The organism is Arthrobacter sp. Bi83 (assembly GCF_918698095.1).
Taxonomy (GTDB): domain Bacteria; phylum Actinomycetota; class Actinomycetes; order Actinomycetales; family Micrococcaceae; genus Arthrobacter.
Genome location: NZ_CAKKLY010000070.1, coordinates 1 through 19,097 on the forward strand (window position 1 = coordinate 1; position 19,097 = coordinate 19,097).

Genomic DNA, 19,097 nt, shown 5'->3' on the forward strand with positions numbered 1-19,097 from the left:
GGTTGGGATGGTGGCAGACTGGTTCGGTGACTTCCGAGGACCAAACCGAGCCTTCCGCGCCCGCTATCTCCAGGCCCACAGGGCCCGTCGCCGGCAGCGCGGCACCTACGAGGCAGGCCCGTGCGGGCAGCGTCAGCATTCCAGCGCACTCCACCCCGCCCGCCGGCCAGGGCAGCGAGACGCACTCCACCCCGCTGGCCGGCCCCCAAAGCCGTCTGACATCGATGGCCGCGGCCAGAATCACGGTCGCCGCGCTGCTCGACGGCGGTGTCAGGTACGTGGTGGTCGCACCGGGTTCGCGGTCGGCCCCCATGGCGTACGCGCTGGCGGAAGCGTCGGCGGCGGGCAGGGTGGACCTGCTGGTCCGGATCGATGAGCGTTCCGCCGGCTTCACCGCCCTGGGCCTTGCCCTGGCCACCGGCGCTCCGGTGGCTGTCCTGACCACTTCAGGGACCGCCGTCGGGAATCTCCTGCCTGCGGTCATGGAAGCCAACCACGCCGCTGTGCCGCTCGTCGTGCTCTCGGCCGACAGGCCGGAGGAGCTGCGCGGCACCGGCGCAAACCAGACCACCGTCCAACTGGACCTTTTCGGCGAGCACGTGCGCTTCGCCGTCGACGTCCCAGCCGGCGACAGCCCCCAGCGCGCCGTGGACACAGCCCTCACCGCCGCCACGGGGGCCTTCGAGGACTCGCCGCCCGGGCCCGTGCAGCTCAACCTTGCGTTCCGCGATCCGCTGGTCCCGGAGGCGGGGGAGCGGCTGCCCGAACAGCGCGGACACGGCACGTTCCGGATCGGCACCGAGCCGCTCACCATGACCCTGACGCACACAACGTCAGATCTGCCCGAGTGCCGCACAGTAGTGCTCGCAGGGCACGACGCCGGGCCGGTCGCCGAGGCGTTCGCCCGCGCGCACGGCCTTCCCCTGCTGGCCGAGCCGTCGTCCAACTCGCGGTTCGGACCGAACGCTGTGGGCCCGTACCGGCTGCTGCTGGAGCACTTCGGCCCCGAGGCAGCGCAGCCGATCGAACGCGCGGTGGTGTTCGGACGTCCCACACTTTCCAGGCCCGTCTCGGCACTGCTGGCCCGGGCAGACATCCCCGCCGCCCTGTACGAGCCCGTCCCGGTGGCCTGGCACGAGCCGGGCCGCCGCCGCGAAACCCCGATCACAAGCCTGACCGAACTGGCGGAGTTCGCGGGCCGCGGTTCCTCGGCGTGGCTCGACGCCTGGCTGCTTGCGGGGGCCGCCGCCCAGCATGCCATAGACGGCATACTCGCCGACGCCGAAGCGGCGACCGGCCCGGCCGTCGGCGCCCTCGTCTGGCAGCACTCGCGCGGCCAACTGGTCCTCGGCTCGTCCAACGGCATCCGCGACGCCGACCTCGCCGGCCAGCCCGCCCCCGGACCGTCGGCCACAGTCTTCGCCAACCGCGGCCTCGCCGGAATCGACGGCACCATCTCCGCCGCCACCGGCATCGCGCTCGGCGGCCACCAGGAAACCACCCTGCTGCTGGGCGACGTCACCTTCCTGCACGACGCCGGCAGCCTCCTCCTCGGCGCCGACGAAGCTCAGCCCGACCTGCGCATCGTGGTGCTCAACGACTCCGGCGGCGCCATCTTCAGCCTCCTGGAGCACGGCGCGGTGGCGGAGGCAGGCGGCTACGGAGACGCCGTCGAACGCCTCTTCGGCACCCCGCACTCAGTGGACATTGCGGCACTCGCCGCAGCGTACGGCGTCGGGCACTGCGCGGTGAGTACGACGGCGGGACTCGCCGAAGCGCTTGCCGCACCCTTCGCCGGGCGCACCATCATCGAGGTGCGCACCGACCGGCACGACCTCCGTGCCCTGCACGCACGGATCAAGGCGGCAGTGAGCGCGGCCGTGGCGGGCGTGCTTGCGGACTAGCTTTCCGCCCTTCGACGCGGAAAATACCTGACGCTACGGGAATTCCATGGGCGCGGGGCAATGTGCGCGTCGCGGAGCAAGGTGCGCGTCGTCAAAGGGCGTCGGCCGGATTTTCCACATAGCCCCGATCGCCGCTGTTCGGCGCTGCCCAAAGCTGCGATTGTTCCATCCATGACCGAACTGCCGCGACTGATTCTCGCCCGCGATCACATACAGCAGGGGCTGACACCCAAGGACCTCGCGCGGCGCTCCAATGCCGGTGCGCTGGTCAGGATCCGGCACGGCGTGTACGTGGATGGGGTCGCCTGGCATGCCCTCAAACCCTGGGAGCAATAGCGGCTACGGGTGAGTGCCGCAGCGGAAACCTGCGGTTCACCCACGGTGTTTGCCCGCCATTCCGCAGCCAGCGTCTGGGGCATCCCCACGGTTGGCCGCCAGGAAGTGGTGCATGCCCTGACTCTCCAGAACGACGGCGGCCGGTCCCGTGCCGGTGTCCGCCGGCACTACGCGGATCCGGCTGGCCTGACGGCGGTCCGGCGCGAGGGACTGTTGGTCACCGGACGGGTACGCACCGTGCTGGATCTCGCGGCGTTCACGTCCTTTGCCGAGGCCATCGTTCCGCCGGACCACGTGCTCAGGCCGGACAAGGGGAAGGGGTTACCGGCTCTGTCCAAGGAAGCGCTTTTGGCTGGTGTCGAGGGAAACTACACGTCCGCGGCCGCCCGCAGGATCGCGGCGGCCGTTGATTTTGCGGATCCGCTTTCTGGTTCAGCGGGAGAGTCGTACGGCCGTGCCCTCATGAGCATTAAGGGCTTTGAGCCGCCGGTCCTGCAGTACGAGGTCCGTGATGCGGATGGGCTCGTTAGTTACGCAGATTACTACTGGCGCGGCGTCCGGGTTGCCGGCGAGTTCGACGGCGTCGACAAGTACCTGAAGCCGGAGTACCTCCAAGGCCGGAGCCCGTCCCAAGCCGTGGTCAATGAAAAGTACAGGGAGGACCGGATCCGGGCGACCGGTCGTGCCGTTGTCCGGTGGATCTGGTCGGACCTAATGACCCCCGGGCGACTGGAACGGAAGCTGGCGACGGCCGGCGTGCCCCGCCGTCGTGCCCGTTCAGCGGATGCGCAAATTCCCCCGTGACACGCAAATGCCCCGGCGCTACCGGAATTCCAGTAGCGTCAGGGCATTTGCGCAGCGTCAAGCGAGAAGCGCAGCGAAGAAGCCTACTCTGCGATCTCGATGTGCGTCGGGTCCAGCACGCGCTTGAGGAATTCCTTGGTGCGGCCCTGCGTGGGCGAGCTGATGACGTGCTCGGCCACGCCTTCCTCCACCACCACGCCGCCGTCCATGAAGACCACGCGGTCGGCGACTTCCCGGGCGAATCCCATCTCATGCGTGACCACGAGCATGGTCATGCCTTCCTTGGCCAGGTTCCGCATGACAGAGAGGACATCGCCCACGGTCTCGGGGTCCAGAGCGGACGTGGGCTCATCGAAAAGCATCAGCTCGGGGTCCATGCTCAGCGCCCGGGCGATGGCCACGCGCTGCTGCTGGCCGCCGGACAGCTGGTCCGGGAAGCGGTCGGCGAGGTGCCCCAACCCCACGCGGTCAAGGTTGGCCTGGGCCACGTTGTCAGCCTCGGCCTGGGAGCGCTTGAGCACCTTGGTCTGCGCCACGGTGCAGTTGCGCAGCGCATTCAGGTGCGGGAAAAGGTTGAACTGCTGGAACACCATGCCCACTTTGCGGCGCATCTTGTCGATGTCCACGTCCAGGTCAGTGGCCTCGAAGCCGCCCACGTGGATGGTGCCCTCGTTGGGCTGCTCCAGAAGGTTGACACAGCGCAGCAGCGTGGACTTGCCCGAGCCGGACGGGCCGATCAGGCAGACAACCTCGCCCGGGGCAACGTCCAGGCTGATGCCCTTGAGGACCTCGTTGGAGCCGTAGGACTTGCGCAGGTCCTTGATGGAGACCCCGGCGGCATGGACAGACCCGGTGTGGTTGCGGGAGGGAATTACGACGTCGTTCATGACTTCTCTGCCTATCGCTTGGTCCGCGCGGAGCGGCTTTCGAACTTCCGGGCCAGGAGGCTCAGCGGGATGGTGATCACCAGGTAGAACGCACCGGCCACCAGAAGCGGCGTGAGGCCCGCGCCCAAGCTGGAGATGCCGTCACGGCCGAACTTGGTGAGCTCGTACTGCGAGGCGGTCAGGCCCAGCACGTAGATCAGCGAGGAGTCCTTGGTCAGCAGGATGACCTCGTTGGTCAGCGGGGGCAGCACAATCCGGAAGGCCTGCGGGATCACAATGGTGACCATGGCCCGCCACATCGGCATGCCGAGCGACCGCGCGGCTTCCATCTGTCCCTTCGGAACGGCCTGCAGGCCGGCGCGCAGGGTCTCGGCGATGTAGGCGGAGGCCACCATGCCGAGGGAAACCATCACCACGATGTTGACGTCCCATGAAACGCCGAAGGCCAGTGGCACGCCGTAGCCGAACGCAATGAACACCAGCAGCGCCGGCACGCCGCGGAAGAATTCGATGTAGCCGGTGGCAATCCAGCGGTACAGGGGGAAGGTGGACAGCTTCATGAGTGCCAGCAGGAGGCCGCCGGACAGGCCGACGACAAACGCCAGCGCGGTGTAGATCAGGGTGTTCTTCAGGCCGACGAGGATGATTCCGGGGAACATCGGGCCGATCTTGCCGAAGTTGAAGACGCTGTTGCCGACGGTCTTCCAGTCCGTTGCCAGAATCAGAGCGGCCACGGCCACGACGAAGATTCCGGCTTGGATGTACAGACTGACTTTGGCTCGTTGACGTGCGGTCATTGCCATGGTGTGCTCACATTCGTTTTGCGCAGTTGAGGCCCCGCACGGACTGCTGAGCAGATCCTGAACGGGGCCCCGGCTGCGTAGGTCTCAGGCCGAAGCGCTGGCTTACTTGGCTGCTTCGCCGAACCAGGTGGTCTCGTACTTCTTCAAGGAGCCGCCGTCGGCCAGGCGCTTGAGGGTCGAGTTGACCTGATCAGCCATGGCGGTGTTGCCCTTCTTGATGGCGATGCCGAGCTTCTCACCGGTGGCGTAGTTTTCGACGCGCTTGATCTTGGCATCGTCCTTGATGGCATAGCCGAGAACCGACTGGTTGCCGAGCGCGGCGTCGATGGTGCCTGCCTTGAGGGCCTGGACCAGGAGTCCGGTGTCCTCGAACTGCTGCGCGTCGAGGCCCTTGTCCTTGGCGTACTGCGCACCGGTGGTGGCCTGCTGGACGCCCACCTTCTTGCCCTTGGCGCTGTCGATGTTGGTGATGCCGGACGCCTCGGTGGCAACCAGGGTCAGGTCATCGTTCAGGTACGGGTTGGAGAAGTCCATGACGGACTTGCGGGTGTCCGTGATGGAGATGGAGGAGATCGAGACGTCGCACTGGGTCAGGGCCGTCCCGGTTTCGATAGCCTCGAAGGAGCTGTCCACCACGTTGAGCTCGGCCTTCATATCCGTGGCGAGCTCGGCCGCGATGTCCATGTCGAAGCCGACGTTTTTGCCGTCCTTCTGGAATTCGAACGGCTCGTAGGGAATGTCCGAGCAGACAGTGAGCTTGCCGGCGTTGATGAGCTGAACGCTGCCAGTGCTGCTGCTTGCCGCGGGAGCCGAGCCGCCCCCGCCGCATGCGGTGAGGCTCAGGGCCCCGACAGCGAGGATTGCGGCGGCCTTGGCGCTGAGCTTGGCCGTGGCAAGGGACTTGAGCTGCATGTTTCTTACCTTTTGTTGCAGGAGTATGCGGGTCTAAAGCGGTTCATAGTGTATCTCTGAATAAGAGATGTGCATCACAGAAAACTTAGTTTCACCATTGGACAACTAAAGCACACCGGATTTCAAGACCTTGGCACCGTCACGTGTCTGGAATCCCGGACTCTGTCAATCTACGCCACCCCGCCCGCTTAGCCCAGTCCTACCCTGGCTTTGCGGTAGCCCTAGCTGCCGATGCCCAGCGATTCCAGCATCGGACGGAACTTGGCCCACGTCTCCGCCAGCTCGGCCTCCGGATGCGATCCCTCGACTATTCCGCAGCCGGCATATAACCGGACGGTGTTCGGTGATTCGATGACGGCTCCGCGCAGGGCGATGCCCCATTCGCCGTTCCCCGCGGCATCGAGCCACCCCACAGGCCCGGCGTACGGCCCGCGGTCCAGGTGTTCGAGTTTGCGGATCAGGGCACCGGCCACCTGCGTTGGCGTGCCGCACACCGCCGCCGTGGGGTGAAGCGCGTTAATCAGGGCAAGGCACGTGGGGACGTGCCCCTCCACCTCGGTGAGCTCCGCCTTGACGTCCGACGCCAGATGCCACACGTTCGGGAGCTCCAAGATGAACGGTTCGCTGTGCGCGTTCATCGCCTCCGAGAATGGCGCCAGCTGCGTGGTCAGTGACTGGATCGCGATCTCGTGCTCGTGCCGCTGCTTTTCGGAGCCAGCCAGCACGCGCTCGGCATAGTCCAGCGGGAGCCCGGCCTCGCCGACAGCGTCGCGGCGGTCCAGGGTTCCCGCCAGGACGCGGGCCTGCGCTGTGCGGCCTTCCACCTGGATCAGCATTTCGGGCGTGGCACCCACCAGCCCGTCCACTCCGTAGGTCCAGCATTCGCGGTACCGCACGGCGAGCTCGCGGAGCACTTCCGCCGCGTTAACGCCGTCCGGGACTGTGGCGACGACGTCCCGGGCAAGAACCAGCTTCTCCAGCCGGCCGGTGCGGATTTCGGCCACCCCGGCGGCGACCGCGGTCATCCAGTCCTCTTCGCTCAGAGAACCGGTCTGCAGGGTGGCAGTCTCTGAACGCCCGACGGCGGTCCCCGCCTCAGCGGGCACGTCGCCACGGGAGGCAGCGGGGGTACCCCGGGAGGCGGTCGGAGCGGACGAACCAGGAGCGGAGGAACCAGGGGCGGCGGGCCCGGACGCCTCCAGCCACCCGTTCAGTGCGGCGAGGGCGCCCTCTTCGGTGAGTTCGCCGTCGTCGGCCCTTATCTGGGTGAGCCAGGTGCGGCCGTCACGGAGGCCCACCACGATCTCCGGCACGATCAGCCGCGACTCGTGGGCCGAAACCTTGGAGAACGCGAACGAGCCGAAGGCCACCGGGCCGGTGCCCGGGCATTCGACGTGGTCGGTGATGTCCGCCTCGATGACGAGGTGACGCCACCAGATGTCGGCCTCCAGGAAGCGCTCCGGGCCGGTGGCCGTGAACCGTGCCACCTCGCCGAAGCCCACAAGGCCGGCTTCGCGGCGGGTCCAGCAGAGGACATCGTCCCGCACCAGATACGACGGCAGCCCCCCGGGAGTCGATTCTCCATCCAAAGGGACTGTCAAGGTGCGGAGCGTTCTGGTCATGATGGATCAACAGTACTCTCCGGTACTTGAAGCTGCCTGTTCCTACCCGTGGCGGCAAATACAAAACGGTAGATTCAGGTAGATTGTCAGGGTGAACCGAGCATCCTTGGATAAGCGTCCGGACGAAGTAGCCACGATGTTTGACGACGTCGCAGCTAAATACGACGTCGTTAACGATGTCCTCTCTATGGGGCAGACCCGCCGCTGGCGCAAGGTCGTGGTGGAAGCCATGGATGTGAGGGCAGGCCAGCGCGTGCTGGACCTGGCCGCCGGAACAGGCACGTCCAGCGAGCCATATGCCGATGCAGGCATAGATGTGGTGGCCTGCGATTTCTCCCTCGGGATGCTCAAGGTGGGCAAGCGCCGCCGCCCGGACATCGACTTCATCGCCGGTGACGCCACCAACCTGCCGTTCGCGGACAACACCTTCGACGCCAGCACCATCTCCTTCGGCCTGCGCAACGTCAACGAGCCCAAGAAGGCCCTGGCCGAGATGCTCCGGGTGACCAAGCCCGGCGGCAAGGTGGTCATCGCCGAGTTCTCCCAGCCGGTAGTGCCGCTGTGGCGCACGATGTACACCGAATACCTCATGCGTGCGCTGCCTGCCATCGCTGTCAAGGTGTCCTCCAACCCGGACGCCTACGTGTACCTCGCTGAATCCATCCGCGCCTGGCCGGACCAGGACCACCTCGCCGCGTGGCTGCAGGAATCCGGTTGGGAAGACGTGACCTACCGCAACCTCAGCGGCGGAATCGTGGCGGTGCACCGCGCGCACAAGCCGCTGGCCGACGGCGGGGCTGCCGCAATCGCCGCCCACACCGGGCCGGTGGCCAAGCTGCGCCGCAACATCCCGCGCGGCGCCCGTTGACACCGTGAACGTACTGATTGTCGGCGCAGGCCCGGCCGGATCCACCGCTGCGTATTACCTCGCCAAGGCCGGCGTGGATGTCACGGTCCTCGAAAAAACCAGCTTCCCGCGGGAAAAGGTGTGTGGCGATGGCCTCACTCCGCGGGCCGTCCGGGAGATCCAGAAGCTCGGCCTGCCGCACCCTGAAGAGGACGGCTGGCGCCGCAACAAGGGCCTGCGCCTCCTCGCCGGCGGCCGCTCCATCGAACTTCCCTGGCCCGAGGTGTCCGACTTTCCGCAGTATGGCCTGATCCGTACCCGCCTCGGTTTCGACGAGGAGCTGGCCCGGCACGCGCAGGCCGCGGGCGCCGTGGTGCTCGAACGCCACAGCGTCACCGAAGCGCTCCGCAGCGAGGACGGCCGCGTCAGCGGCGTCCGCGCAGCGCTCTTGGACGAGTCCGGGCGCAAGACGGGGGAGACGCGCGACTTTACCGCCGACGTCGTGCTCGCCGCGGACGGCAACTCCACCCGCACCGCCGTGTCGCTCGGCATCCAAAAGCGCGATGACCGCCCGCTCGGAGTCGCGGTGCGCACCTACTTCACGTCGCCGCGCCACGACGACGACTGGATGGAGGGCTGGCTGGAGCTTCCCGGCCGCGACGGCAAGTTGCTGCCCGGCTATGGCTGGGTGTTCGGCGTGGGCGACGGCACCTCCAACGTGGGCCTCGGCATCCTCAACTCGTCCAAGGAATTCGGCAAGCTCGACTATAAGCAGGTGCTCCGTGAGTGGACTGCCGGCATGCCTGCCGAGTGGGGCTTCACGCCCGAAAACCAGGTGGGCGAGATCCGCGGCGCCGCGCTGCCGATGGGCTTTAACCGCACGCCGCACTACTCGCCCGGCCTGCTGCTGCTCGGCGACGCCGGCGGCATGGTGTCCCCGTTCAACGGCGAGGGCATCTCCTACGCCATGGAGTCCGCCCGCTTCGCGGCCGAGTTCATCATCGACACGTCTCGGTTGGCTTCCAGCCGGCCCGCTTCCGGCGGCTGGAACGCGTCCGACGCCGATGCCCGCCTCGCGGGGTATGCGGACTATGTGCGGGAACAGTGGGGATCGCACTTCACGCTGGGGCGCGCATTTGCCGCGCTGATCGGCAAGCCCGCGGTGATGAAGCTCGCCCTGCGGACCGGGATGCCCTTCCCCGTGCTGATGCGCTTCGTGGTCCGGCTGCTGGCCAACCTGACCGACCCGTCCGCCAAAGGCTTCGAGGACCGGGTGATCCGGGTGCTGGAGCTGCTGGTGCCGGCCACGTCCAATTCGTCTGTCCAGCCGCCGTCCGGCCTCAAATCAGCGGTTTCCGCAACAAAAAGTTAGGGTTAACCCGTGACCAACTCCGCGAACCACAGCTGGACGCACGCCGGGCATGGCCTGCCGACGTCCGAACCCAGCCTCAACACCACCGCCATCGCCACCGGACTGCAGCTGCCGGCAGGCTTCGCGGCCATTGCGGGGGACCCCGAACTCGGGCCTGCGATCACCAACAACCTGGCGCGCGTGGAGAAGAAACTCCGCGAAGCCATCGCCAACTCGGATCCGCTGGCTGACGCAACGTCGCGCCACCTCGTGGAAGCCGGCGGCAAGCGCATCCGCCCCCTGCTGACCCTGCTCTGCGCCCACCTTGGTGACGCCTCGCTGCCCGCCGTGGTGCAGGCCGCGGTGGTGGTGGAACTGACCCACCTGGCCACGCTGTACCACGACGACGTCATGGACTCGGCACCCTTCCGCCGCGGCGCCCCCACGGCACACGAGGTCTGGGGCAACTCGGTGGCCGTCCTGACCGGCGACCTCATCTTCGCCCGTGCGTCGATCCTGGTGTCCGAGTTGGGCTCGCGCGCACTGGGAATCCAGGCCCGCACCTTTGAGCGGCTGTGCCTGGGCCAGCTGCACGAAACCGTTGGCCCGCGCCCCGACGAGGACCCGGTGGAGCACTACCTCTCGGTCATCGCGGACAAGACCGGCTCGCTCGTGGCTGCCTCCGGCCAGCTCGGCGCGATCTTCGCAGGTGCCGACGAAGCCTACGAGGAGCTCCTGGTTGAGTATGGCGAAAAGGTGGGCGTGGCCTTCCAGCTGGCCGACGACGTCATCGACGTCACGGGCATCAAGGTGAAGTCCGGCAAGTCCCCGGGAACGGACCTGCGCGAAGGCGTTCCCACCCTCCCGGTGCTGCTGCTGCGCAGCGCTGCGACGAATGGCGACCAGTCCGCCGTCGAACTTCTCAAACTGATCGACGGCGACCTCACCTCGGACGAGGCACTCGCCGAAGCTGTTGCCGGCCTCCGCGAGCACCCCGTGACCGCCGAGTCGTGGGTTGTTGCCCGGGCCTGGGCGGACGAAGCGATTGCTGCCCTTGCCCCTCTGCCGGAGGGCGTGGTGAAGGACTCGCTGACCAGCTTCGCCCGGGCCGTGGTGGACCGCGCGAGCTAGCTCCGTCCCCGGCTACAGGCTTGGCTACAAGGGCTTGGCCACACGGGCTTAAACGGAACGGCCCCGGTTCCCTGCAGCGCCACACTGCCAGGAACCGGGGCCGTTTCTCCGTTCGCATCAGATCCACCGGAGGCGTTTAGTGGATCCGTGAATGAGTCTATGACAGCTTTGTCATAAACATCAAATCCGCTGTTAACCAGCCTGTCACGGTCTTGCTGCTCCCGTCGTGACCCTGTTCGGACGGTGGGGGCCCGGGACACGCCGGCGAGGTGGCGCGCCGCGACCGATCGGGCGTGAAAGCAGTTCGGGAGCGGCAGCCAGGGATTGTCCACATAGGGCCACCGGTCGGTAGCCGGCGCCGCGGACCTTGGCCACGATGGCTCCATGGAGCTTCTCGGATTTGTCCGGCACCGGGGTGGGGCAGTCAAGCGCAGTGATCTCCTGCAGGCCGGCTTCCGGCGTCTCCAGCTCGACAGTGCGGTCCGCGCCGGCCAGCTGTATCGTCCATTTCGCGGCGTCTACGCGACGCGCAACGCGGACGACGGCGTCCTGGCCGCCTTTCGCGCCAACGCCCGGCTGACGTGCATCTCGGCAGCGCGCTTCTACAACCTGTGGACGTTGCGTCCGGAGGCAGCATTCCACCTGAGCTGCGGGAACGGCGTTCCCAAGGCGGGTGTCGTTGACCACGCGCCCTGCACTCATGCCCCGCATCCGGCCTATCCTGTGGCCGGCCTGGCAGACGTGCTTCTCCACGCGCTGAGGTGCCTGCCGGAGCTGGATGCACTGGTGCTGGTGCAGTCCGCCACTGGCAGCGGCCAGATCTCGGCAGCGTTCGTCAGGAAAAAGCTTGCCGGTAACAGGAACGGGAGGGCCCGCGCCGTGTTGGACCTGCTCATTCCGAGGGCAGATTCGGTGCTGGAAATCCTGGCCCACACCCATTTCGTCGGGGCGGGCCTCCGCGTCCGGATGCATGTCATCCTGCCAGGCGTGGGCGAGGTGGACTGCCTGGTGGAGGAATGTGTCGTGGTGGAGCTGGACGGCTCCTCGCATTTTGAGCCGCGGCAGGTCAAGAAGGACCATCGCAGGAACAATGTTGGAATGCTTGGCGGCCACCTCACCCTGCGCTACTACTACGACGATGTGGTGCACCACCCCACGGCCATGGTGGAGCAGGTCCAGGCGGTGCTCCGGCTCCGAGCCCTGGGCCGGTTCGCGCCTGGCTGGTTCGCCCCCGGCTGGTGACCCGCCGCGCCCGAGGGGGTGCCGCCGTCGTGACCTTCTTTGACGGTCCGTCCTCGGAGACACGCAGGTGCCACGGCGTGTTGTTGCCACCAGACCGTCATTCGAGGTCAGGAGGGCGGCGGAGTAGGAAGCGCCGGCGGAGGCGGAGCCTCAGTCCTCGTCGTTGAACGCCCAGTCGAACATGTCGAAGACGAACTCCGAGAAGGTGCCTTCCTCGCTCTTCCACTGGCCGCGGGCGTTGTTGCGGCGGTACACGATGGGATCCGGGACGCTGAGGTCGCCGATGCGGAAGCCCCAGGTGAAGTTTTCCTCCTCGTCCTCGAGGAACATGAGGAAGCCTTCGTCGTCAACCTCGAGTTCCTCGGGGTCCCAGAAGTAGTGGTAGGCCTCCATGAGGTCCTCGCACCCGCCGAGGGCCAGGTAAAACTCGCGCAGCACCAGGGGGATGGTGAACTGATGTTCGGCGAGTTCCGCGTCGAGCTCCGCGTCGGGAAGCCCGTCCTCTTCCTGCCATTCGTCTTCGAGATACTTCGGAACAAGCGCGCGGAACTTCTCGAGGAACATGTCAGTCATGGCTCTTATCCTAGCTAATCCCGGCCCCTAGAATTTCCCGAGTCCAGCCCCAGCCGGTGCCACCCCCGGACGGCCAGCGGAGCGTGCCACGAACGGCGCCAGGCAGCCACGCGGAAGGCGAACACCACGGCCGCCACGGCACACGCGGTCACCGCATTGAAGGCCCCCGAAACCCAGAGCACGGTGGTCAGCGCGGCACCGGTGAAGGCCGGGAGAGCATAGATGTCCTTGGGGTCGAACAGCTGGGGCACCTCATTGGCGGTGATGTCGCGCAGCAGGCCCCCGCCCACCGCCGTCGTAACGCCGAGTAGGACGGCCGCAACCGGATTCATCCCGGAGGACAGTGCCTTGAGCGTGCCGGTGATGCAGAACAGGGCCAGGCCGCCGGCGTCGAACAGGATCAGGAGGGAGGTGAAGCGCTGGACGCTGGAGAACAGGAAGTACACCAGCACGGTGGCCAGCACAGGAGGCGCCAGGTAGGCCGGGTTGGTGAAGGCAGCCGGCGGACCGGTGTTGAGGATGATGTCGCGAATCACGCCGCCACCGAGCGAAACAATGGACGCGAGGAGGAGGGAACCGATGATGTCGAACTGTTTCCGCGCCGCAAGCAGCGATCCAGAGACGGCGAAGAAGAAGATACCGGCCAAGTCCAGCCATACCAGGGCGATGTCAAAAGGGAATGTCATGGAGCGTCCCGGCTTATTTCAAGGGGCGGACAGTGCGGCTCCAACGTTACGCTAGCCCCTATGAATAGCCCGATCATGATCGCCTGTGCCCACGGGACGTCCAACGCGCAGGGAGCTGCCGAGGTCAACGCCCTCCGCGGCGGCATCGCGGCGCTCCGCCCGGGACTCGACGTCCGTGAGGCCTATGTGGACGTCCAGCAGCCCGATCTTGTGGACGTGGTGGCCGGACTTCCTGAGGACCCCGACGGCGGATCGGCCGGCCCCTCCGCCGTGGTGGTCCCGCTCCTGCTCAGCGTGGGCTATCACGTGAAGGTGGACATCGCGCGGGCCGTCAAGAGCCGGCCCGGCAGCATCGCGGCAGCGCCCCTGGGCCCGGACCCGCGACTGGCAGCGCTGCTGGACCAGCGCCTCCGCGAGGCCGGCGTCACCGACAACGACGCGATCGTCCTCGCCGCCGCAGGCTCCTCGAACCCCAACGCCGCGCTCAGCGTTGAGGAGCTCGCCGGCCAGCTCCGCGCGCTGCGCTCCAACCGGATCCTGCCCGCTTACGGCGCCTCCGCCAAGCCGTCAGTCCCCGATGCCGTCGCCATGCTCCGCGAGGAGGCCTCGGGCGGTGCCGGGGCGGGGGAGTCCGCCGGGGCAGTGGATCTGGGTGGCCGCGTGGTCATTGCGTCGTACCTCCTGGCGCCGGGCTTCTTCCATGACCAGCTCGCCAAGGCCGGGGCGGACCTGGTGACGGAACCGCTGCTGCCGTCGCCTGTGCTCGCCGAGATCGCGCTGGAGCGTTACGACGCGGCGCTTGCGGCGCAGCACGCTCCGGCCTGACGCCCCGGCACTGACGTTCCGGCCTGACGCCCCGCAGGGCTGGTTTCGCAGGGGTGATTCCGCCGCGAGCCCGAAGCACAGGCGGGACGGCTGTTCAAGGCCCTTCGGCGATTCATGACGAAATGTTTCCCTAGGTGACTTAGCGTTTCCGGGGCCTTTGTGACGGGTTTCCGGGCGGCCCTACAGTCGATGCATGACTGATACAGCTCTAGCCGGAGCGGCCACGGACAAGCCCGCGCGCCCAGCCCGTGCCTCCCGCCCCGCCGCAAAGCCTCACGGCCAGTGGAAGGTGGACGGAACCACGCCGCTGAACGCCAACGAAACCTGGAAGCAGGAAGACGACGGCCTCAACGTCCGCGAGCGTATCGAGTCGATCTATTCCAAGGACGGCTTCGACTCCATCCCGGGCCAGGACCTGCACGGCCGCTTCCGCTGGTGGGGCCTGTACACCCAGCGCAAGCCCGGGATCGACGGCGGCAAGACCGCCACGCTTGAGCCGCACGAGCTCGAAGACAAGTACTTCATGCTCCGCGTGAGGATCGACGGCGGCGCGCTCACCACCGAGCAGCTGCGCGTGATCGGCAACATCTCGGTAGAGTTCGCCCGCGATTCCGCGGACCTCACCGACCGCCAGAACATCCAGCTGCACTGGATCCGGGTCGAGGACATCCCTGAGATCTGGAACCGGCTCGAAGGCGTCGGCCTGTCCACTACGGAAGCCTGCGGCGACGTCCCCCGCGTCATCCTGGGTTCGCCGGTGGCCGGCATCGCCAAGGACGAGATCATCGACCCCACCCCGCTCATCGCCGAGCTGAGCGAGCGGTTCATCGGCAACCCGATCCTGTCCAACCTGCCGCGCAAGTACAAGACCGCCATCACGGGCCACCCCAGCCAGGACGTGGTGCACGAGATCAATGACTTCGCCCTGGTGGGCGTCAAGCACCCCGAACTCGGCATCGGCTACGACCTCTGGGCCGGCGGCGCACTGTCCACCAACCCCATGCTGGGCAAGCGCCTCGGCGCGTTCGTCACGCCCGAGCAGGCTGCCGACGTATGGCTCGGCGTCACCAGCATCTTCCGCGACTACGGCTACCGCCGCATGCGTACCAAGGCCCGCCTGAAGTTCCTCATGGCCGACTGGGGACCCGAGAAGTTCCGCCAGATCCTCGAGGACGAATACCTAGGCTACAAGCTCGCCGACGGCCCCGCCGCACCCAAGCCGGCCACGCCGGGCGACCACGTGGGCGTGCACGAGCAGAAGGACGGCAAGTTCTTCATCGGCGCCACCCCTATTGCAGGCCGCCTCTCCGGCGCGCAGCTGGTGAAGCTCGCGGACACCCTCGAGGCCCGCGGCTCCTACCGCCTGCGCACCACGCCGCACCAGAAGCTCGTTGTGCTGGACGTGCCCAAGGACGAGGTGGAACCGCTGGTCGCCGAGCTCGACACCCTGGGCCTCTCCGCCCGGCCGTCCGTTTTCCGCCGCGGCACCATTGCCTGCACCGGCATCGAGTACTGCAAGCTGGCCATCGTGGAAACGAAGGTCACCGCAGCCACTGCGATCGCCGAGCTGGAACGCCGCCTCGCGGACCTTGCAGACAGCGGACAGCTGCCGAATGCCTTGTCCCTGCACATCAACGGCTGCCCCAACTCCTGCGCCCGCATCCAGACCGCGGACATCGGGCTCAAGGGCATGATGCTTCCCACGCCCGACGGCGACCCCTCCCCGGGTTTCCAGGTCCACCTGGGCGGCGGGCTGGCTTCGTCGGACCGCGAAGAGGCCGGCCTCGGACGTACCGTCCGCGGCCTGAAGGTCTACGTCGCGGACCTGCCGGACTACGTGGAGCGGGTTGTCCGCAAGTTCGTGGCCGAGCGCGCCGAAGGCCAGACCTTCGCCGAGTGGGCCCACGCAGCAGACGAGGAGGCACTCCAGTGAATCCCCAGCCACTCCCCAACCTCGCAAGCTCGGCCGGGGACCCCGGCGGCCGTGGCCCCTCTTTTGGGATTGACCCCGTGGTTGAGCCGGTTGAAACCCCTGCCAAGCGCTCCGTCGAGGAGCTCAAGGCACTGGCCGAGGCCGGCGCCGCCGAGCTGGGCTGGGACGCCCCGGCCCGCGACGTGATCGCCTGGGTTGAGCGCAACTTCGACTTGCCCGCCGTGGCCGTGGCCTGCTCGATGGCCGACGCCGTTCTGCCGGCGCTTGTGGCGGACCAGCTTCCCGGCGTCGACGTTCTTTTCCTCGAGACCGGTTACCACTTCCCGGAAACCTATGCCACGCGTGACGAGGTGGCCGCCAACCTCCGCGTCAACGTGGTGGACGTGCTCCCGGAGAACACGGTGGAGCAGCAGGACCGGCTCCTGGGCAAGGACCTCTTTGCCCGCGACGCCGCCCAGTGCTGCGCCCTCCGCAAGGTGGCTCCGCTGCGCCGCACCCTCGCCGGCTACGAGCTCTGGTTCACCGGCGTCCGCCGCGACGAGGCCCCCACGCGCACCAACACCCCCCTGGTGACGTGGGACGAAGCCAACGGCCTGGTTAAGGTCAACCCGGTTGCGGCCTGGACGTTCGATCAGCTGGTCCAGTACTCCGATGACAACCTCCTTCCCGTCAACCCGCTCCTCTCCCAGGGCTACCCGTCGATCGGCTGCCAGCCCTGCACCCGCAAGGTGGCACCCGGCGATGACCCCCGCGCCGGCCGCTGGGCAGGAACCAACAAGACAGAATGCGGACTACACGTATGAGCACTTTCTTAACTGAGGAGCCCACCCAGGTGACTGACGTCGCAGCCTCCACGCGCCTCTCCAGCCTGGACACCCTCGAGTCCGAGGCAATCCATATCATCCGCGAAGTCGTCGCCGAGTTCGAGAAGCCTGCGCTGCTGTTCTCCGGCGGCAAGGACTCCGTCGTGATGCTGCACCTCGCCACCAAGGCCTTCTGGCCTGGCAAGGTTCCCTTCCCGGTCCTGCACGTCGACACGGGCCATAACTTCCCCGAGGTCATCGACTTCCGCGACCGCACCGTTGAGCGCCTCGGCCTGAAGCTGGTTGTCGGCTCTGTCCAGGAGTTCATCGACCGCGGCGAACTGGCCGAGCGTGCCGACGGCACCCGCAACCCGCTGCAGACCGTCCCGCTGCTGGACGCCATCCAGTCCAACAAGTTCGACGCCGTCTTCGGTGGCGGCCGCCGCGACGAGGACAAGGCCCGCGCCAAGGAGCGCATCCTGAGCCTCCGCGACGAATTCGGACAGTGGGATCCGCGCAACCAGCGCCCCGAGCTGTGGAACCTCTACAACGGCCGGCACACCGTTGGCCAGCACGTACGCGCGTTCCCCATCAGCAACTGGACCGAGCTGGACGTGTGGCGCTACATCGAGCGCGAAAACATCGAGCTGCCCGGCCTGTACTACGCCCACGACCGCGAGGTCTTTGCCCGCGACGGCATGTGGCGCGCAGTGGGCGAAGTGTCCCAGCCCCGCCCCGATGAGGAAGTCATCACCAAGACCGTCCGCTACCGCACTGTGGGCGACATGTCCTGCACCGGCGCTGTTGAGTCAGCTGCCGCCACCGTGCGCGACGTCGTCATCGAAGTTGCCGCCTCCACCATCACCGAACGTGGCGCCACCCGTGCAGATGACCGCATCTCCGAGGCCGCCATGGAAGACCGCAAGAAGGATGGCTATTTCTAATGAGCACCGAAATCGATACAGCCCGCGCGGCGGCCCTTCTTGACGAGGCACCCCTCGCTCACGCCTCGCTGTTCCGCTTCGCCACCGCCGGATCGGTCGACGACGGCAAGTCCACCCTGGTGGGCCGCCTCCTCCACGACTCCAAGGCGATCCTCGCCGACCAGCTCGACGCCGTTGCCCGGACCTCTGCGGACCGTGGCTTTGGCGGCTCGGCCGGCGGCATTGACCTGGCACTCCTGACCGACGGCCTGCGCGCCGAACGCGAGCAGGGCATCACCATCGACGTCGCCTACCGCTACTTCGCCACGGACCGCCGCAGCTTCATCCTCGCGGACTGCCCCGGGCACGTGCAGTACACCAAGAACACGGTGACCGGCGCGTCCACTGCGGATGCCGTCGTCGTACTCATTGACGCCCGCAAGGGTGTCCTGGAGCAGACCCGCCGGCACCTGTCCGTGCTGCAGCTGCTGCGCGTAGCCCACGTGATCGTGGCCGTGAACAAGATCGACCTGGTGGACTTCAGCGAAAGCGTGTTCCGCGAGATCGAAGCCGACGTGCAGAAGGTGGGCCGCGAGCTCGGCCTCGGCGCTGACGGCATCACCGACCTGCTGGTGGTTCCGGTTTCCGCGCTCGACGGCGACAACGTGGTGGAGCGCTCGGAGCGCACCCCCTGGTACACCGGCCCGGCACTGCTCGAGGTGCTTGAGACCCTGCCCGCCGCCGACGAGCTGGAAAGCCACCTGGAAAGTTTCCGCTTCCCGGTGCAGCTGGTGGTCCGGCCGCAGGGTGCGCTGGCACCCGACGCGGTTGCCGGCGGACTCGACGTGGAGATGTACCGCGACTACCGCGCTTACGCCGGGCAGATCACCGAGGGCTCGGTCAAGGTGGGGGACAAGGTCAGCGTGCTGACCCCCGGCCAGGACCCCCGCACTACCACGGTGACGGGCATCGACTTCGCCGGTGCCGAACTGGACGAAGCCGTCGCGCCGCAGTCCGTGGCGATCCGCCTGGCCGACGAGTTCGACGTCGCCCGCGGTGACACGATCGCCGCCGCAGGCACCGTCCGCGAAAGCTCGGCTGACCTGTACGCCGCGCTCTGCTGGCTGTCCCCGAAGCCGCTCCGCGAGGGTGCCAAGGTGCTGGTCAAGCACGGCACGCGCACCGTGCAGGCCCTGGTCCGCAGCGTCAGCGGCAAGCTGGATCTCGCCACCTTCAAGCTTGAGGGCGCATCCAGCCTGGAGCTCAACGACATCGGCCACGCGCAGCTCCGGCTCGCCGCCCCGCTGCCGCTGGAGAACTACCTGCACCACCGCCGCACGGGTGCGTTCCTGGTGATCGACCCGCTGGACGGCAATACGCTGGCTGCCGGACTGGTCAACGACCACCCGGGAGACCACGAGGACGAGCGCTACAGCATCTGATTCGCATTGACTGAGGCCCCGGCCCGGGAATTATCCGGACCGGGGCCTTCTCTGTGCCCGCCCCCCCCAGGAC

General features: G+C 67.4%; 18 protein-coding genes. 12 read left to right on the forward strand and 6 right to left on the reverse strand.

Features of this window, described 5'->3' with window-relative positions; genetic code table 11:
* Window positions 1-224: 224 nt before the first annotated feature.
* The 3 genes from menD (at window position 225) to LQ144_RS21145 (ending at window position 3,044) form a co-directional block, all read left to right on the forward strand.
* On the forward strand, window positions 225-1,904 hold the full coding sequence (gene menD / locus LQ144_RS21135) for a 2-succinyl-5-enolpyruvyl-6-hydroxy-3-cyclohexene-1-carboxylic-acid synthase (RefSeq protein ID WP_230121226.1): 1,680 nt from the start codon (window positions 225-227) through the stop codon (window positions 1,902-1,904).
* A 171-nt stretch (window positions 1,905-2,075) separates the two neighbouring features.
* Window positions 2,076-2,240, forward strand: a complete 165-nt coding sequence (locus LQ144_RS21140) for a type IV toxin-antitoxin system AbiEi family antitoxin domain-containing protein (protein WP_230121210.1) — start codon at window positions 2,076-2,078, stop codon at window positions 2,238-2,240.
* 9 nt (window positions 2,241-2,249) lie between these two features.
* Entirely contained in the window at window positions 2,250-3,044 is a 795-nt protein-coding gene (locus LQ144_RS21145) for a hypothetical protein (RefSeq protein ID WP_230121211.1), read from the forward strand.
* An 83-nt stretch (window positions 3,045-3,127) separates the two neighbouring features.
* Here LQ144_RS21145 and LQ144_RS21150 read toward each other — a convergent pair whose 3' ends face one another.
* The 4 genes from LQ144_RS21150 to LQ144_RS21165 form a co-directional block, all read right to left on the reverse strand.
* Window positions 3,128-3,931: an amino acid ABC transporter ATP-binding protein gene (locus tag LQ144_RS21150; protein WP_230121212.1), complete on the reverse strand. Its 804-nt coding sequence runs from the start codon at window positions 3,929-3,931 to the stop codon at window positions 3,128-3,130.
* Between the two features lie 11 nt (window positions 3,932-3,942).
* Window positions 3,943-4,734: an amino acid ABC transporter permease gene (locus LQ144_RS21155; RefSeq protein ID WP_230121213.1), complete on the reverse strand. Its 792-nt coding sequence runs from the start codon at window positions 4,732-4,734 to the stop codon at window positions 3,943-3,945.
* Between the two features lie 102 nt (window positions 4,735-4,836).
* The gene (locus LQ144_RS21160; protein ID WP_230121214.1) at window positions 4,837-5,646 is read right to left on the reverse strand and encodes an ABC transporter substrate-binding protein; all 810 of its coding nucleotides are present in this window, start codon (window positions 5,644-5,646) and stop codon (window positions 4,837-4,839) included.
* A 221-nt stretch (window positions 5,647-5,867) separates the two neighbouring features.
* Complete coding sequence (locus LQ144_RS21165) at window positions 5,868-7,268, reverse strand: isochorismate synthase (RefSeq protein ID WP_230121215.1); 1,401 nt, start codon at window positions 7,266-7,268, stop codon at window positions 5,868-5,870.
* Between the two features lie 91 nt (window positions 7,269-7,359).
* Between LQ144_RS21165 and LQ144_RS21170 the strand changes: the two genes are divergently transcribed.
* The 4 genes from LQ144_RS21170 (at window position 7,360) to LQ144_RS21185 (ending at window position 11,839) form a co-directional block, all read left to right on the forward strand.
* The gene (locus LQ144_RS21170; protein ID WP_230121216.1) at window positions 7,360-8,136 is read left to right on the forward strand and encodes a demethylmenaquinone methyltransferase; all 777 of its coding nucleotides are present in this window, start codon (window positions 7,360-7,362) and stop codon (window positions 8,134-8,136) included.
* A 4-nt stretch (window positions 8,137-8,140) separates the two neighbouring features.
* Window positions 8,141-9,487 (forward strand): geranylgeranyl reductase family protein, encoded by a 1,347-nt coding sequence (locus LQ144_RS21175; protein ID WP_230121217.1) that lies wholly within the window; start codon window positions 8,141-8,143, stop codon window positions 9,485-9,487.
* 9 nt (window positions 9,488-9,496) lie between these two features.
* On the forward strand, window positions 9,497-10,597 hold the full coding sequence (locus LQ144_RS21180; protein WP_230121218.1) for a polyprenyl synthetase family protein: 1,101 nt from the start codon (window positions 9,497-9,499) through the stop codon (window positions 10,595-10,597).
* A gap of 384 nt (window positions 10,598-10,981) precedes the next feature.
* On the forward strand, window positions 10,982-11,839 hold the full coding sequence (locus LQ144_RS21185; protein ID WP_230121219.1) for a DUF559 domain-containing protein: 858 nt from the start codon (window positions 10,982-10,984) through the stop codon (window positions 11,837-11,839).
* A gap of 150 nt (window positions 11,840-11,989) precedes the next feature.
* Here LQ144_RS21185 and LQ144_RS21190 read toward each other — a convergent pair whose 3' ends face one another.
* Window positions 11,990-12,412, reverse strand: coding sequence for a hypothetical protein (locus tag LQ144_RS21190; protein ID WP_230121220.1), 423 nt, complete (start codon window positions 12,410-12,412; stop codon window positions 11,990-11,992).
* Window positions 12,413-12,426: 14 nt separating this feature from the next.
* Complete coding sequence (locus tag LQ144_RS21195) at window positions 12,427-13,098, reverse strand: trimeric intracellular cation channel family protein (protein WP_230121221.1); 672 nt, start codon at window positions 13,096-13,098, stop codon at window positions 12,427-12,429.
* Between the two features lie 60 nt (window positions 13,099-13,158).
* On the opposite strand from LQ144_RS21195, the gene LQ144_RS21200 reads away from it, so the two are divergent.
* The 5 genes from LQ144_RS21200 (at window position 13,159) to LQ144_RS21220 (ending at window position 19,024) form a co-directional block, all read left to right on the forward strand.
* On the forward strand, window positions 13,159-13,923 hold the full coding sequence (locus tag LQ144_RS21200; RefSeq protein WP_230121222.1) for a CbiX/SirB N-terminal domain-containing protein: 765 nt from the start codon (window positions 13,159-13,161) through the stop codon (window positions 13,921-13,923).
* Between the two features lie 193 nt (window positions 13,924-14,116).
* Window positions 14,117-15,856, forward strand: coding sequence for a nitrite/sulfite reductase (locus tag LQ144_RS21205; protein WP_230121223.1), 1,740 nt, complete (start codon window positions 14,117-14,119; stop codon window positions 15,854-15,856).
* 77 nt (window positions 15,857-15,933) lie between these two features.
* Complete coding sequence (locus tag LQ144_RS21210) at window positions 15,934-16,659, forward strand: phosphoadenylyl-sulfate reductase (protein WP_230121227.1); 726 nt, start codon at window positions 15,934-15,936, stop codon at window positions 16,657-16,659.
* Window positions 16,656-17,603, forward strand: a complete 948-nt coding sequence (cysD, locus tag LQ144_RS21215) for a sulfate adenylyltransferase subunit CysD (RefSeq protein WP_230121224.1) — start codon at window positions 16,656-16,658, stop codon at window positions 17,601-17,603. The genes LQ144_RS21210 and cysD overlap by 4 nt, the downstream gene beginning before the upstream one ends.
* A complete protein-coding gene (locus LQ144_RS21220) occupies window positions 17,603-19,024 on the forward strand; it encodes a GTP-binding protein (RefSeq protein WP_230121225.1) in 1,422 nt (473 codons plus the stop codon). The genes cysD and LQ144_RS21220 overlap by 1 nt, the downstream gene beginning before the upstream one ends.
* Window positions 19,025-19,097: the final 73 nt, after the last annotated feature.

Excerpts from the sequence above, each read along its gene's own strand:
- LQ144_RS21200 (WP_230121222.1), top strand. The coding sequence starts at position 13,159 with ATGAATAGCCCGATCATGATCGCCTGTGCCCACGGGACGTCCAACGCG.
- LQ144_RS21150 (WP_230121212.1), bottom strand. The coding sequence starts at position 3,931 with ATGAACGACGTCGTAATTCCCTCCCGCAACCACACCGGGTCTGTCCAT.
- LQ144_RS21190 (WP_230121220.1), bottom strand. The coding sequence starts at position 12,412 with ATGACTGACATGTTCCTCGAGAAGTTCCGCGCGCTTGTTCCGAAGTAT.
- LQ144_RS21160 (WP_230121214.1), bottom strand. The coding sequence starts at position 5,646 with ATGCAGCTCAAGTCCCTTGCCACGGCCAAGCTCAGCGCCAAGGCCGCC.
- cysD (WP_230121224.1), top strand. The coding sequence starts at position 16,656 with ATGAGCACTTTCTTAACTGAGGAGCCCACCCAGGTGACTGACGTCGCA.
- LQ144_RS21185 (WP_230121219.1), top strand. The coding sequence starts at position 10,982 with ATGGAGCTTCTCGGATTTGTCCGGCACCGGGGTGGGGCAGTCAAGCGC.
- LQ144_RS21220 (WP_230121225.1), top strand. The coding sequence starts at position 17,603 with ATGAGCACCGAAATCGATACAGCCCGCGCGGCGGCCCTTCTTGACGAG.
- LQ144_RS21165 (WP_230121215.1), bottom strand. The coding sequence starts at position 7,268 with ATGACCAGAACGCTCCGCACCTTGACAGTCCCTTTGGATGGAGAATCG.
- menD (WP_230121226.1), top strand. The coding sequence starts at position 225 with ATGGCCGCGGCCAGAATCACGGTCGCCGCGCTGCTCGACGGCGGTGTC.
- LQ144_RS21195 (WP_230121221.1), bottom strand. The coding sequence starts at position 13,098 with ATGACATTCCCTTTTGACATCGCCCTGGTATGGCTGGACTTGGCCGGT.
- LQ144_RS21140 (WP_230121210.1), top strand. The coding sequence starts at position 2,076 with ATGACCGAACTGCCGCGACTGATTCTCGCCCGCGATCACATACAGCAG.
- LQ144_RS21155 (WP_230121213.1), bottom strand. The coding sequence starts at position 4,734 with ATGGCAATGACCGCACGTCAACGAGCCAAAGTCAGTCTGTACATCCAA.
- LQ144_RS21205 (WP_230121223.1), top strand. The coding sequence starts at position 14,117 with ATGACTGATACAGCTCTAGCCGGAGCGGCCACGGACAAGCCCGCGCGC.